Below are 13,532 nucleotides of genomic sequence, written 5' to 3'. Positions count from 1 at the left end.
GGAATCGGGCTGTCCACGTCGCGCGGCGGCGGCGCGCCCTCAGTACTTCTTGAGCGAGATGGCCGTGGCGGCCTTGTGGATGGGCTCGACCATCTTGGCCGTCATCCGGTCCTTGCCCGGCAGGTAGTGCATCAGCGACAGCATCGTCATCGCGATCCTGACCTGGGCCTTGCTCCGCATCACCATCCGCTTGATGTTGGCGGGCCCGAGCTTCTGGTTGGCCGCGGCGAAGGGCCGCATCTCCCTCTCGTAGGCCGCGAAGCCGGCCTCGTGGTCGCCGCCCGCCGCGGCCAGCTCGCCGGCCAGGACGTAGGCGCCCACCAGTGCCAGGCTGGTGCCCTGGCCGGAGGCGGGGGAGGCACAGTAGGCGGCGTCGCCGACCAGCGCGACCCTGCCGGTGGACCAGCGGTCCATGTGCACCTGGCTGAGGGAGTCGAAGTAGAAGTCGGGCGCGTCGGCCATGCCCTGGAGCAGGCGCGGGACCTCCCAGCCCTCGGCCGCGTAGGCGTCGGCCAGGATCCGCTGCTGCTGGGCGCGGTCGCGGGGGTCGGGCGCGCCCTGCCCGTCCGCGGAGAACAGGAACATCGCCTTCGCGCCGGTGTCCTTGGCGGTGCTGTAGGTCAGCGCGGTACGGCCGGGGCCCACGTAGGTCAGCTCCCACCGGTCGAGGTCGAGGTGGTTGGGCACGCTGAAGATCGAGACGTAGTAGCCCATGTCGCGCACGAACCGCTGCTCGGGGCCGAAGGCCAGCCCGCGCGTGTTGGAGTGCAGCCCGTCGGCGCCGACCACCAGGTCGTACCTGGCCTGCCTGCCGCTGTCGAAGACGACGTCCACGCCGTCGGGGCCCTCGGTGAGGGAGGCGATGGAGTCGCCGAAGCGGTAGTCGACCGTGTCGCGGGTCAGGTCGTACAGCAGCTTGCTGAGGTCGCCGCGGAGGATCTCGGCGTCCTCGTGGACGCGGCCGCCGAACGTGTCGCCGTCCATGGAGGCCACCCGCTTGCCGGCCGCGTTGACGATCGAGCCGCCCTGGACGTCGGTCCGCTCGCGGCGGATCTCGTCGAGCAGGCCCATGTGGGCGACGACCTCGAGCGCGGCTCCCCTGATGTCGATCTTGTAGCCGCCCGCGCGGATCTCGGGTGCCCGCTCGACCACGGTGGGGGTGAACCCGTGGCGGTGCAGCCAGTAGGCCAGGGTCGTGCCGGCGATGCTGGCACCCGAGATCAGGACGGTGCGGTTCTTCATGGGAGGCTCCTGGGGGAGAGGGGGGTTCTGCCTGCAATCCAAACCATACATGCGTCTCATACGCTTGTGCAACACCCCTGTCTTAGACGTGCGTGTGAAAATGCGGGAGCCGATCCCCGCGAGCGTTCTGTCGGGGCGTGCTCGTAAGGTGGCGTCCCATGGAGAACAAGGCCCTCGTCGCCGCAGGCGTCACCGTGCTGCTGTGGGCCTCGGCGTTCGTCTCGATCCGCAGCGCCGGCGCCGAGTACAGCCCCGGAGCCCTCGCCCTGGGCCGGCTGCTGGCCGGGTCGGCGGTGCTGGCGGTGATCTGGCTGGCGCGTGGCGGCGGCGTCCCGCCCCGGGCGGCGTGGCCCGGCATCCTCGGCTCTGGCCTGCTCTGGTTCGGGCTCTACATGGTGGCCCTCAACTGGGGTGAGCAGCTCGTCGACGCGGGCACGGCAGCCATGGTGGTCAACATCGGCCCGATCGTGGTCGCCCTGCTCGGCGGCTGGCTGCTCAAGGAGGGCTTCCCCCGCGCCCTGCTCGCCGGGCTGGCCGTGTCATTCGTGGGGGCGGCGATCGTCGGGGTGTCGATGTCCGACGGCGGGCGCTCCTCGCTCGGCGGCGTGCTGCTCTGCCTGCTGGCGGCCGTCTCGTACGGCATCGGCGTCGTCTTCCAGAAGCCCGCCCTCCGCCACGCCAGCGCCTTGCAGGTGACGACGTTCGGCTGCTTCGTCGGCGCGGCCGCCTGCCTGCCGTTCGCCTGGCAGCTGGTCGAGGAGGTGTCCACGGCGTCGGTGGGCGCCACGCTCAACGTCGTCTACCTGGGCGTCTTCCCGACTGCCCTCGCGTTCACCACCTGGGCCTACGCGCTGGCCAGGACGACGGCCGGGAAGATGGGCGCCACCACCTATCTCGTGCCCGCGATCGTGGTGTTGATGTCGTGGGCCGCGCTGGGCGAGGTGCCCGGATGGCTGACGCTGCTCGGCGGCCTGCTCTGCCTTGCGGGGGTGGGTGTCTCGCGCAGCAGGCCCGTGCGGTCAGGCGGCCGGCGCGTGGGCTGACCTGGAGCCGGCCTGCCGGTCCGGTGGGACGAAGGAGATCAGCAGGCAGATCGCGCCGAGCGGGATGAGGTCCTTGCCGGCGACCGGCAGCCCGAAGCCGGGCACGACCCGAAGACGAACGAGTCGCCGCCCAGCGGCCTCCCGCGCCCCCCGCGCTTCCGCGCCCCCCGCGCTTCCGCGCCTTCCGCGCCTCCCGCGCTTCCGCGCCTCGCGCGCTTCCGCGCTTCCGCGCCTTCCGCGCTTCCGCGCCTTCCGCGCTTCCGCGCTTCCGCGCCTCCCGCGCTTCCGCCCGTCGTCGGGCGCTGTGCGCGCGGGCGCGGCGGGAGGCGGGGTGTGGGGCGCGGGAGGCGGGCCGCTTCCTTGTCGAGGGGGCGGAAGGGTCGCGGGAGGGGATCCGGCACGGACCCCCTGCCCCCGGCGGCGCGCTTAGACGCTCACGTACTTCCGTGGTCGAAGCGCGTGGGCCCGTAGCGCCGCCAGCGCCGCCGACTGCCCGGCGGGCGTCAGCCGTATCGAGCCGTCGAGGGTGACGCCGAGGCCCAGCGCCGTGACATGGCGCAGGAGCGTCGCCAGCGTGCCGGCGACGTCGTCGGGACGCCAGCCCTCCCCGCCGACCACCTCGGAGACCTTCGCGCAGAGCTCCGCCCACGGCAGCGGGTCGCCCGAAGCGAGCAGGAGCAGCGCCGCCTCGCCCGCCGACACGGTGAGCTCGCTGTCGCTCTGGCCCAGCAGCAGGCCGGTGGCCGCCTCCCACAGGTCGTCGGGCGAGGCGAGCAGGCGGCGTCCCTCGGCGGTGATGACGAGCCTGGTCCCGAAGGGCCGGATGACGCCGAGCGTGTGCTCGGCCAGCTCGCGCAGCGCGATGGCCTCCGGCGAGGGCGGCAGCCGCAGCGGCACGCCCTCCTCCGAGGCGGCCAGCGCCAGCAGTCCCTGCAGCGCGGGCAGCGGCGCGGGCGGTACGGGCGCGTGCAGCCGTACCTCGAACGGCTGGGCCAGCTCGCGGCGGGCGGGCCCGCGGCCGAGCACCCAGCGGTTGAGCCGCTCGCCCTGCACCCGGTGCAGCCAGCTGTCGCCGCCGAGTTCGGGGCGCGGTTCGGTCAGCCAGCGCCGGGTGAGCTCGACCTGGCCGTCGAAGTCGGGGGAGGTCAGCATGGCCAGCTCGAGCGCCGCCGAGCACGCCACGTGCGCGCCCAGTTCCTCGGGCCCCATGATGGTGCTCCACTGCAGCTCGGGCACGTCGGGCGGGAGCACGCCGGTGGCCTTGAGCGCCTGGTGGTAGGCGGCGGTGCCGGCTTCCTCCCCGTCACGCTCGTAGGTGCGCAGGATCTCGGTCGTGGTCGGTGACTCGCACAGCGCGGCGTAGCGGTCGAGACCGCCGAGCCGCAGCAGCCGGCCGAGGGAGACGGCGGTGCTCTCGCGGTCGCCGTCGACCTTGATCGGCAGGGTGAACCAGAGGAATTCGCATACGTCGAGCTGAGTGACCGTCTCCAGCGGCTCGCCGCCGGTCAGCCACTCCACCGCGGTCCTGGCCTCGTCGGCCACTTCGGGCTCGGATCGCTCCAACTCCAGGAGAAGGGCGGCCACGTCCGGTGCAGGCATGCCTCGAAGTTTGCCGTATGGACCCCAGCCCTGACGATGACCGAAACCGGTGCGTATCGGGTCGTGCACGGCGCCTACCCTACGAAACCAGTTGCAAGCGGACAGTTCTCTGGATCATATCCACCGTGACCGGAGCAACATGCGGGCATTCCAATCGGCATACGGGATCACCTCGCCCGACAGGACGGGGTAGAGCCACCCGAAGTTGATCAGTGCAAGCAACGCGAACGCGCCGATCACCGCGGCGCCGATCATGCGGCGGGACGGCGAGGCGGTCGACGGGCCGATGATCAGCCCTGCGGCCAGCGTGAGCGCGAGCACCATGAACGGGACCATCGGCGCCGCGTAGAACAGGAACATCGTGCGGTTGTCGGCGATCGCCCAGTAGAACCAGGGCAGCCAGCCCATGAGGTAGGCCAGCAGGACCGCCCCCGCTCGCCAGTCGCGGGAGGCGACGTACCACACCACCATGGCGATCAGCGCGGCGAGCCCGCCGTACCAGATAACGGGGGTGCCGACGCCGAGGACCGCCTCCGAGCAGTCCTTGACCCCGCAGATGTTCTGCCTGCCCTCGTAGAAGAAGGCGACGGGGCGCAGCAGCAGCGGCCACGACCACGGCTCGGACTGGTAGGGGTGGGAGGAGTCGAGCTGGCTGTGGAAGCCGAGGACCTGGAAGTGGTAGTCGATCCACGACCCGATCGAGTGGATGACGAAGTGGACCGGGCCCTGCGAGGTCGCCTCGGTCCAGTTGCGGCTGTATCCGGTGGCGTTGGCGAACCAGCCGGCCCACGTGGCGACGTAGGTGACCGCGGGCACCAGCGCCATGGCCATGAGCCCGGAGGGCACGTCCTTCTCCAGCGCCCCCGCGTACGGCGAGCGCAACCCGACCGCCTTGCGCGCCCCCGCGTCCCACACCAGCGACATGATCGCGAAGGCGACGAGGAAGAAGATGCCCGACCATTTGACCGCGCACGCCGCGCCGAGGCAGACCCCCGCCGCCAGCCGCCACGGCCGTACACCCAGGTAGGGGCCCCGGTCGGTGTGTGTGGCGCTCTCGTACCAGTCGACCAGGCGCGAGCGGGCCTTGTCGCGGTCGACCACCAGGCAGGCGAACCCGGCCAGCACCCAGAACATCAGGAAGACGTCGAGCAGCGCGGTGCGCGAGAGCACGAACGTCAGGCCGTCGAGCGCCAGCATCAGGCCGGCGAAGCAGCCGAGCAGCGTGGAACGGGTCATCCGGCGCGCGACCCTGGCGATGATCAGGATCGACAGCGCGCCGACGAAGGCCGCGGCCGCCCGCCAGCCGAAGGGGTTGAGCCCGAACAGCCACTCGCCCGCCGCGATCATCCACTTGCCGAGGGGCGGGTGGACGACGTAGGAGGCGCACTCGCCGATCTTGTCGGCCGCGCACTGCTTCCACATCTCACCGGTCCGCCCGGCGAGGACCAGCTTGTCGGCGTCCTTGACGGTGACGCGCTCGACCCCCCAGGTGAGCAGGGAGTAGGCGTCCTTCATGTAGTAGGTCTCGTCGAAGACCACGGCCTTGGGCCGAGCGAGGTCGGTGAAGCGGAGCACGGCGCCGAACACGGCCACGACCAGCGGCCCGATCCATCCCCAGAGGACGTTTCCCGGCATGGCCGGGACCAGCCTGTCGCGTAGGGATCGCGCAGGCTCGCCCTCTGCTTTGGAGAAGGCCTGGTGCGAGAAATCGGTCACGGCCATTCGGACATCGTAGGGGCCCCAACGCGGTAGGTACGTAAGAAACACCGCCCATTTGGGGCTGCCTGACACAATGGCCAGGTGAGAGAACAGGGCAGGCTGGTGCTGGCGGGCGCGCCTATCGGTCAGGTCGGCGACGCGTCACCAAGACTACGTGAGGCGCTGGAGAACGCCGACGTGGTCGCCGCCGAGGACACCAGGCGACTGCGCAGGCTGGCCGCCGATCTGGGCGCCGAGATCGGCGGAAGGATCGTCTCCTACTACGACCAGAACGAGGCCGCCCGCGCCACCGAGCTGATGGAGTCGCTGCACGACGGCCGCACGGTGCTGGTGATCACCGACGCGGGGATGCCGGGAGTGTCGGACCCCGGCTACCGCCTGACCAGCATGGCCGTCGAGGCGGGCATCACGGTCACCGCGCTGCCCGGCCCCTCGGCCGTCACCACCGCGCTCGCCGTCTCCGGCCTGCCCAGCGACAGGTTCTGCTTCGAGGGCTTCCCGCCCCGCAAGCCGGGGGAGCGCGCCCGCAGGCTGGCCGCGCTGGCCGGCGAGGAACGCACCATGGTGTTCTTCGAGGCCCCGCACCGCCTGGCGGCGGCGCTGCGGGCGATGGCCGAGGCGTTCGGTCCCGGCCGCAGGGCCGCCGTCTGCCGCGAGCTGACCAAGACCTACGAGGAGGTACGGCGGGGCGGCCTCGCCGAGCTCGCCGACTGGGCCGAGGCGGGGGTGAAGGGCGAGATCACCGTGGTCGTCGCGGGCCACGTCCCCGACGCGGGCCCTCCCGACATCGACGCGCTCGTGAGAGAGGTCGACCGGCGCGCGGCCGAGGGCGTCCAGCGCAAGCAGGCGGTCGTCGAGGTGGCCAAGGAGGCCGGAGTCCCCAAGCGGGAGCTGTACGACGCGGTTCACAGGAGATCGCCGACCGCCTAAGGTGCCAAGGTGGGAAATAGGCGACTAGTTCCCCCCATGCCGGTCGATACGTTATGGGGATGGGTGGGCCCGCTCCTGGTCACCGCCTTCGGGGGATTCCTTCGGTTCTTCCGGCTCGGCGAGCCGCACGCGGTCGTCTTCGACGAGACCTTCTACATCAAGGACGCCTACGCGCTGCTGAAATTCGGCGCGGAACGGCTCGCGCTCGGCACCACCGACGACCCGATCGCCGACCGGATGATCCTCAGGGGCGACCTCGACATCTGGAAGACGTGCCCGACCGTCGCGGAATGCGCCGAGTACGTCGCCCACCCCCCGCTCGGCAAGTGGATGATCGCCGTCGGCGAGTGGCTGTTCGGCATGACCCCGTTCGGCTGGCGCTTCGCCGGCGCGGTGGTGGGCACGCTGTCGATCCTGATCATCGCCAGGGTCGCGCGCCGGATGACCCGCTCCACGCTGCTCGGCTGCCTGGCAGGGCTGCTGCTGGCGCTCGACGGGCTGCACTTCGTGCTCTCGCGCACCGCGCTGCTCGACATCTTCCTGATGTTCTGGGTGCTGGCCGGGTTCGCCTGCCTGGTGGTCGACAGGGACGCGGCCAGGCAGCGACTGTCGGCGTGGTACGCGACCTCCCTGCCCACCGCGCTGGGGCCGTCTCTCGGAATCCGGCCCTGGCGGCTGGCCGCCGGCGCCTGCCTGGGAGCCGCGTGCGCGGTCAAGTGGTCCGGGATCTTCTTCCTCATCGCCTTCGCCGCCATGTCGCTGGTGTGGGACGCGGGCGCGCGGCGGGCGCTCGGGCTGCGGCAGCCGTACAGGGGAGTGGTGCTGCGGGACCTGACCGGCGCGCTCGGGGCGCTCGCGCTGCTGCCCGCCGGGGTCTACCTGCTCAGCTGGACCGGCTGGTTCGCGCGGGCGGAGGGCTGGGGGCGCAACTGGGAGCAGGCCACGACGGCGGGCCCGGTCTTCTTCGTATTCGACTCGCTGCGCTCGTGGCTCGGCTACCAGCTCCAGGTGCTGGGGTACCACACGGGCCTGTCGAAGGAGCACCCGTACATGTCGGAGCCGTGGCAGTGGCCGCTGCTGCAGCGCCCGGTGTCCTTCTACTATCCGAGCGATCCGGCGCCGACCGGCTGCGGCGCCGACAAGTGCTCCTCGGCGGTGCTAGGCGTCGGCACGCCCGCCCTCTGGTACCTGGCCGCGCTCGCGCTGCTGGCGCTCGTCGCGTGGTACGTCTCCTCGCGCGACTGGCGGGCCGGCGCCGTCCTGCTCGGCTACGGCGCTGGCTGGCTGCCCTGGTTCTACTACGCGATCGCCGACAACCGCACGATGTACCTGTTCTACATGGTCCCCGTCGTGCCGTTCATGGTGCTGGCGCTCGTGCTCGTCGCCGGGATCGCGCTGGGCCCGGCGAGCGCGCCGCCGGTCAGGCGGGCCGCCGGAGCGGCGGCCGTCGGCGCCTGCGCGCTCGTCGTGCTGATCAACTTCTGGTGGCTCTACCCGATCCTGTCGGCCGAGACGATCACGTTCGGACAGTGGTGGGCTCGGATGCTGATGCGCTCCTGGGTGTGAGCGCGGAGCGGCGCAGCCCGATCCCGTGCCTGAGCGTGATCGCCGCCGCCAGGCACGCCAGCGGTACGGCGGGCAGCAGGTAGCGGTAGTCGAACTCCGCCGTGGCCGCGGGCGCGAGGATCAGCCCGAACGCCCCGAGCCACGGCAGCAGCACGGGCCCGCCCAGCCTCCGCCACCTGACGACCACGCCCGCCAGGCCGATCAGCAGGATGCCGCCGAGCATGACGCCCTGTAGATAGAACACCTTCTGGTAGGCGCTCATGATGTCGGCCCACGGCTGCACGATCCTGGTCTCGGCCGGCCCCTGCTCGTACATGTAGGCGTCGGTGTCGGCGAACCCGCCCACCGTGTTCCACCTCGGCAGCCGCTGCGGCCGGCCGTTCGCGTCGAGATCGTAGTAGGGGCGGAACTGGTACATGTTGAAGGTCTTCGAGTCGGGGAAGCGCGGCCTACCCCAGGTGAAGGCCCGCATGAAGTCGCGTGCCACGACCGCGAGGTAGTCGCCCGGCTGAGACAGGATCGCCCGCTTGGCGAACTCGCTGGCCAGCTCGTTCTTGAAGCCGTCGAACTTCTTGCCGGGCAGCCGGTGCAGCACCTCGTTGCCCGAGCCGTCCTTGCCGCTGCCCGTGCCCCACAGGTACCACTGCGCGTACGGCATCCGCTCGCTGACTGGCTCCTCGATGCACATGAGGGCCAGCGGCAGCTCGCGCGGCAGGTCCAGCTTCATCTTGGTGCAGTCGGCGAAGATCGACGTCCGCATGTACAGGATGAGGCCGTCGCTGTTGGTCATCGCGAACTTGCCGAAGGCGGTGGAGAACCACGTCATGTAGGCCAAGACGGGGATCGCGCAGGCGGTGACCATCGCCACGACCGGCTTCCACCCGCTGCGCTTGACCAGCATGTAGACGACGACCAGGCCGAGGATCGGCAGGCCGATCGAGCGGGTCAGCGCCGTGAGGGCGAGCAGGAACCCGACGACCGCGCCGACCTTCCACGACATGCGCCGGTGCCAGAGGACCAGCGTGATGACGCCCACGACCAGCAGCGTGAACATCGTGTCGGACATCACCAGTTGCTCGAGCTGGATCTGGTAGGCGTCGAACAGCACGGGGACGGCGGCCAGCGTCGCGCCCCACTTGGGCAGCGCGAACTTCCTGCGCAGCAACACGTAGATCAGCACGCCCGTGGCCAGGCCCATGAGGTGCTGGGTGAAGATCACCACGGAGAAGCTGTGGAACGGCCGCAGCAGCATCAGCCAGAAGCTGTAGCCGTCCGGCCGGACCGCGCTCGGCCTCGGGTGCAACGCCACCGAGACGTACTCGTAGGAGTCGTTGAACCACATCGCGGGGCCGTAGCCGAGCATCGCGAAGAGCCGCAGCAACGCGCCCAGCGCGAAGGCGGTGACGAACACGCGGTGTCTGCCCACGTAGGACAGCAAACGAGCCTTTCGCCCCGGGGCGGAAGGCTCGACACGCGTTCTCTCGGCAACGCTCACCATGCTTTGACCTCCACCGCTCCTGTTGCAAAGGACCGGATAGTCCTGTCCGGCGGTAGGCCCAGCATCGACAGTGCCGAGCAACCCGATTCTATCATTGGGGTCTTCGCCGAAGATTCTCTCAAAGAATGCCAGCCGTTTCTGGGACTTGACCCGACCACCATGGGGCACAGGGCATGATGGTTGGCTGGAAGCGCTGTGACTGAAGGGTCTGGACGTGGAACTGACGGTGGTCATGCCCTGCCTCAACGAGGCAGAGACCGTGGAAGTCTGCGTACGCAAGGCTATTGCGTGCATGGAGGAGCACGGCATCGAGGGCGAGGTCCTGATCGCCGACAACGGCAGCACGGACGGCTCGCAACAGCTCGCGCGTGACGCGGGTGCCCGCGTGGTCCACGTTGAGGCGAAGGGCTACGGCAACGCGCTCATGGGCGGCATCCGCGCCGCCAGGGGCAAGTACGTCATCATGGGCGACGCCGACGACTCCTACGACTTCACCGCGCTGCTGCCGTTCGTCGAGCAGTTGCGCGACGGGGCCGACCTGGTGATGGGCAACCGCTTCAAGGGCGGCATCGCCCCTGGCGCCATGCCCGCGCTGCACCGCTACCTGGGCAACCCGGTCCTGTCGTTCGTCGGCAGGCTGTTCTTCCCCAGCGCCATCGGTGACTTCCACTGCGGCCTGCGCGGTTTCCGTCGCGACTCGATCCTGCGCCTCGGGCTGCAGACCGGTGGCATGGAGTTCGCCAGCGAGATGGTGGTGAAGTCCACCCTGCAGGGCCTCGACGTGCGCGAGGTGCCCACCACGCTCTCGCCCGACGGCCGCTCCAGGCCGCCGCACCTGCGCTCCTGGCGTGACGGCTGGCGCCACCTGCGCTTCCTGCTGCTGTACAGCCCCAAGTGGCTCTTCTTCATCCCCGGCCTCGTCCTCATGGCGATCGGCCTGGTCGCGGGCGCCGCGCTGACGTTCGGGCCGGTGAAGATCGGCGAGCTCGCCTTCGACGTCGACACGCTGGTCGGCGCGTCCGCCGCGGTGGTGATCGGTTTCCAGGCGGCACTGTTCGCCCTCTTCACCAAGGTCTATGCGGCCGAGGAGGGATTCCTCCCGGAATCTCCACGCGTCCGCAAACTGATCAGCATCGTGACGCTGGAGAAGGGGCTGGTCGTCGGCGGCCTGCTCGCCCTGGCCGGTCTGGTCGGACTGGTGATGTCGCTGGTCCACTGGCAGGTGCGCAGCTTCGGTGCGCTCGACCCGCGCGAGTCGCTGCGCATCGTCGTCCCCTCGGCCACCGCGCTCATCATGAGCTTCCAGACCATCTTCGCCGCCCTGTTCGTCAGCATCCTGGGCATCAGGCGCACCAAGGAGACGGCCACCGACATCGCCGCCAAGGCGGCCGAAGAGGCGGCCGAGGCCGTCACCAGGGAGCAGTCCTCCGCCCCCCAGGGGTGAAGACCGGCCGGGCGCGGCGCGGCATCCTTCGCGATGCCGCGCAAGACGCTTGGCCCGAGCCTTAGTCTTGGTGTCATGTTCTACGTCTCCACGCCGATCTACTACGTCAACGACGCTCCTCACCTGGGCCACGCCTACACGACCGTCGCGGGCGATGTGCTGACGCGCTGGCACCGCCAGCGTGGCGAGCAGGTGTGGTTCCTGACGGGCACCGACGAGCACGGCCAGAAGATCATGCGCACCGCCGAGGCCAACGGCGTCACGCCGCAGGAGTGGGCCGACAAGCTGGTCGAGGAGGCGTGGAAGCCGCTCTGGCGGCACCTCGAGATCGCCAACGACGACTTCATCCGCACCACGGAGAAGCGCCACACCGAGCGGGTCCAGGAGTTCGTCCAGGACCTCTACGACAAGGGCGAGATCTACAAGGGTGGCTACGAGGGCCCCTACTGCGTCGGCTGCGAGGAGTTCAAGACCCCCGGCGAGCTGCTGGAGGGCGACCTCTGCCCGATACACAAGCGTCCGGTCGAGTGGCTGCGCGAGGACAACTACTTCTTCAAGCTCTCCGAGTACGGCGAGCGCCTCCTCGACTTCTACGAGGCCAACCCCGGCTTCATCCAGCCCGCCTCGGCGCGCAACGAGGTCGTGCAGTTCGTCCGGCAGGGCCTGCAGGACCTGTCCATCTCCCGCTCCACCTTCGACTGGGGCATCCCGATCCCGTGGGACGACAAGCACGTCATCTACGTGTGGGTCGACGCCCTGCTCAACTACGCCACCGCGGTCGGCTACGGCTCCGACCCCGCGCGCTTCGAGCAGATCTGGCCGGCCAACGTCCACCTGGTGGGCAAGGACATCCTCCGCTTCCACGCGGTCATCTGGCCCGCGATGCTGATGGCCAACGGGCTGCCGGTGCCCGGCAAGGTCTTCGCCAACGGCTGGCTCATGGTCGGCGGCGAGAAGATGAGCAAGTCCAACCTGACCGGCATCTCGCCGCAGCAGCTCACCGCGCACTTCGGCGTCGACGCCTACCGCTACTACTTCCTGCGGGCCATCCCGTTCGGCCAGGACGGCTCGTTCTCGTGGGAGGACTTCGCCGCCCGCTACACCTCCGAGCTGGCCAACGACTTCGGCAATCTGGCCTCCAGGGTGGCGGCCATGGTCGGCAAGTACTTCGACGGCGAGCTGCCCGCGGCCGCCGTCCGGGAGGAGGCCGTCGCGGCCGCGCTGGCCGAGGCCGTCGCCAAGGCCGACAAGGCGATCGGCGACGACCTCGACTTCGTCGGCGGTCTCGGCGCGATCTTCGACTTCGTGCGGCTGGTCAACGGCTACCTCAGCGAGCAGGAGCCGTGGAAGGTGGCCAAGGACACCTCGGACGAGGGCCGCGCCAAGCTGGCGACGATCCTCTACACCGCGGCCGAGTCGCTGCGCGCGGTGGCGGTGCTGCTCAACCCGGTGATGCCGGCCACGGCGGAGAAGCTGTGGGCGTCGCTGGGCGCCGAGGAGCACCTGGGCGCGCTGGCGGAGCAGCGCGTGAGCGAGGCCGGGCAGTGGGGCAGGCTGCCCGCGGGCGCGCGGATCGTGAAGGGCGAGATCCTCTTCCCGCGCCTGGAGAGCGCGGAGTAGGTAGCGCCGTCCCCGCCCTCCGCGGTCACGCGGAGGGCGCTCGGCTGCTCAGCCCTCGTCGCGGAGCACGAGCATGATGTGGTCGTGCTCGCCGTACCGGACCGTCCCGGTGCGCTGGAAACCGTGCTTCTCCAGCAACCGCACCGAGCCGGTGTTGCCGGCGAAGGGGTCGGCGTGGAGCGGGCGGGTCCGCTCCTGCCGTAGGAAGAGGCCCAGCGCCGCCGTGCCGATGCCCCGGCCCCAGTACTCCCGGCCCAGCCAGTAGCCGATGAAGCGCCGGTCGTCGTGCCACCAGGCCACGAGGTTGCCCGCGACCACGCCGTTCACCGTGACCGCCTGGACGTACACGGTGGGATCCGCGAGGATCCGCGTGGTCCAGTGGGTCATGAAGGCCTCCCGCTCCCGGGGGGCGAAGTTGGACCGCCGGGTGGCCTCCGGGTCCTGTTCCTGCTGGAAGAACAGCTCCAGGTCGGTTTCCGCGACATCCCGCAGCCGCACATCGTCGCTCATGCGCAAGGAGTCTGGCACCGGGCACCGACAAACCAGGGGGCGGCCACGTGACCTCACCCGTCGTCGGCCAGGATCTCCAGCCAGATGTCGGCATGGCAGGGCTCGTCCGGTTTGCACCAGCAGGCGAGGTCGTGGCCTGCCAGCTCGCGGCGAGCCTGCTCGACCAGCTCCGGGTGCTCGTCGAGGTAGCGGCGGAACAGCCGGAGAGCCTCGTCCCGCCCGCGGTTCTTGATGGGGTACGGATTGCGGTAGGGGCTGGCGGGCAGGCCCGGACACGCCCGCCCGACGTAGACGGCGCCGGGCGGGACGTGTCCGTGGTAGAGGTCGCCGATGACCTTCACCCTCCGGGGCGTCATGCCAT

Annotated in this window: 12 protein-coding genes; 5 read left to right on the top strand and 7 right to left on the bottom strand. The window is 70.3% G+C overall.

The window, feature by feature from the left end:
• Window positions 1–39: 39 nt before the first annotated feature.
• On the bottom strand, window positions 40–1,242 hold the full coding sequence (locus ACWEVS_RS04265; RefSeq protein WP_449918167.1) for an FAD-dependent monooxygenase: 1,203 nt from the start codon (window positions 1,240–1,242) through the stop codon (window positions 40–42).
• A 158-nt stretch (window positions 1,243–1,400) separates the two neighbouring features.
• Between ACWEVS_RS04265 and ACWEVS_RS04260 the strand changes: the two genes are divergently transcribed.
• Entirely contained in the window at window positions 1,401–2,285 is an 885-nt protein-coding gene (locus ACWEVS_RS04260; protein WP_452549843.1) for a DMT family transporter, read from the top strand.
• Here the strand turns inward: ACWEVS_RS04260 and ACWEVS_RS04255 are convergent.
• The 3 genes from ACWEVS_RS04255 to ACWEVS_RS04245 all read right to left on the bottom strand — a co-directional run bounded on the left by ACWEVS_RS04255 (window position 2,262) and on the right by ACWEVS_RS04245 (window position 5,606).
• The gene (locus ACWEVS_RS04255; RefSeq protein ID WP_452549842.1) at window positions 2,262–2,390 is read right to left on the bottom strand and encodes a hypothetical protein; all 129 of its coding nucleotides are present in this window, start codon (window positions 2,388–2,390) and stop codon (window positions 2,262–2,264) included. The genes ACWEVS_RS04260 and ACWEVS_RS04255 overlap by 24 nt on opposite strands.
• Before the next feature lie 321 nt (window positions 2,391–2,711).
• Window positions 2,712–3,884, bottom strand: coding sequence for a hypothetical protein (locus ACWEVS_RS04250; RefSeq protein WP_452549841.1), 1,173 nt, complete (start codon window positions 3,882–3,884; stop codon window positions 2,712–2,714).
• A gap of 114 nt (window positions 3,885–3,998) precedes the next feature.
• A complete protein-coding gene (locus ACWEVS_RS04245) occupies window positions 3,999–5,606 on the bottom strand; it encodes a dolichyl-phosphate-mannose--protein mannosyltransferase (protein WP_452549839.1) in 1,608 nt (535 codons plus the stop codon).
• 78 nt (window positions 5,607–5,684) lie between these two features.
• On the opposite strand from ACWEVS_RS04245, the gene rsmI reads away from it, so the two are divergent.
• Together rsmI and ACWEVS_RS04235 are read left to right on the top strand one after the other, a co-directional pair.
• Entirely contained in the window at window positions 5,685–6,533 is an 849-nt protein-coding gene (gene rsmI, locus ACWEVS_RS04240; RefSeq protein WP_452549838.1) for a 16S rRNA (cytidine(1402)-2'-O)-methyltransferase, read from the top strand.
• A gap of 36 nt (window positions 6,534–6,569) precedes the next feature.
• Window positions 6,570–8,099 (top strand): dolichyl-phosphate-mannose--protein mannosyltransferase, encoded by a 1,530-nt coding sequence (locus tag ACWEVS_RS04235; RefSeq protein ID WP_452549836.1) that lies wholly within the window; start codon window positions 6,570–6,572, stop codon window positions 8,097–8,099.
• Here the strand turns inward: ACWEVS_RS04235 and ACWEVS_RS04230 are convergent.
• Window positions 8,050–9,525: a hypothetical protein gene (locus ACWEVS_RS04230; protein ID WP_449918156.1), complete on the bottom strand. Its 1,476-nt coding sequence runs from the start codon at window positions 9,523–9,525 to the stop codon at window positions 8,050–8,052. The genes ACWEVS_RS04235 and ACWEVS_RS04230 overlap by 50 nt on opposite strands.
• A gap of 286 nt (window positions 9,526–9,811) precedes the next feature.
• On the opposite strand from ACWEVS_RS04230, the gene ACWEVS_RS04225 reads away from it, so the two are divergent.
• On the top strand, window positions 9,812–11,041 hold the full coding sequence (locus tag ACWEVS_RS04225) for a glycosyltransferase family 2 protein (protein WP_449918154.1): 1,230 nt from the start codon (window positions 9,812–9,814) through the stop codon (window positions 11,039–11,041).
• Window positions 11,042–11,116: 75 nt separating this feature from the next.
• Window positions 11,117–12,661 (top strand): methionine--tRNA ligase, encoded by a 1,545-nt coding sequence (gene metG / locus ACWEVS_RS04220; protein WP_449918151.1) that lies wholly within the window; start codon window positions 11,117–11,119, stop codon window positions 12,659–12,661.
• Between the two features lie 48 nt (window positions 12,662–12,709).
• Here the strand turns inward: metG and ACWEVS_RS04215 are convergent, their stop codons facing one another.
• Window positions 12,710–13,171 (bottom strand): GNAT family N-acetyltransferase, encoded by a 462-nt coding sequence (locus ACWEVS_RS04215; RefSeq protein WP_452549834.1) that lies wholly within the window; start codon window positions 13,169–13,171, stop codon window positions 12,710–12,712.
• A 53-nt stretch (window positions 13,172–13,224) separates the two neighbouring features.
• Complete coding sequence (locus ACWEVS_RS04210) at window positions 13,225–13,527, bottom strand: DUF4326 domain-containing protein (RefSeq protein WP_452549832.1); 303 nt, start codon at window positions 13,525–13,527, stop codon at window positions 13,225–13,227.
• Window positions 13,528–13,532: the final 5 nt, after the last annotated feature.

This window comes from Nonomuraea sp. NPDC003754, assembly GCF_053605785.1.
Note: the sequence above shows the minus strand (reverse complement) of the source record. Positions and strands in the feature narration are given on the sequence as shown.

Excerpts from the sequence above, each read along its gene's own strand:
- ACWEVS_RS04260 (WP_452549843.1), top strand. The coding sequence starts at position 1,401 with ATGGAGAACAAGGCCCTCGTCGCCGCAGGCGTCACCGTGCTGCTGTGG.
- ACWEVS_RS04250 (WP_452549841.1), bottom strand. The coding sequence starts at position 3,884 with ATGCCTGCACCGGACGTGGCCGCCCTTCTCCTGGAGTTGGAGCGATCC.
- ACWEVS_RS04245 (WP_452549839.1), bottom strand. The coding sequence starts at position 5,606 with ATGGCCGTGACCGATTTCTCGCACCAGGCCTTCTCCAAAGCAGAGGGC.
- ACWEVS_RS04265 (WP_449918167.1), bottom strand. The coding sequence starts at position 1,242 with ATGAAGAACCGCACCGTCCTGATCTCGGGTGCCAGCATCGCCGGCACG.
- ACWEVS_RS04235 (WP_452549836.1), top strand. The coding sequence starts at position 6,570 with ATGCCGGTCGATACGTTATGGGGATGGGTGGGCCCGCTCCTGGTCACC.
- ACWEVS_RS04210 (WP_452549832.1), bottom strand. The coding sequence starts at position 13,527 with ATGACGCCCCGGAGGGTGAAGGTCATCGGCGACCTCTACCACGGACAC.
- ACWEVS_RS04215 (WP_452549834.1), bottom strand. The coding sequence starts at position 13,171 with ATGAGCGACGATGTGCGGCTGCGGGATGTCGCGGAAACCGACCTGGAG.
- metG (WP_449918151.1), top strand. The coding sequence starts at position 11,117 with ATGTTCTACGTCTCCACGCCGATCTACTACGTCAACGACGCTCCTCAC.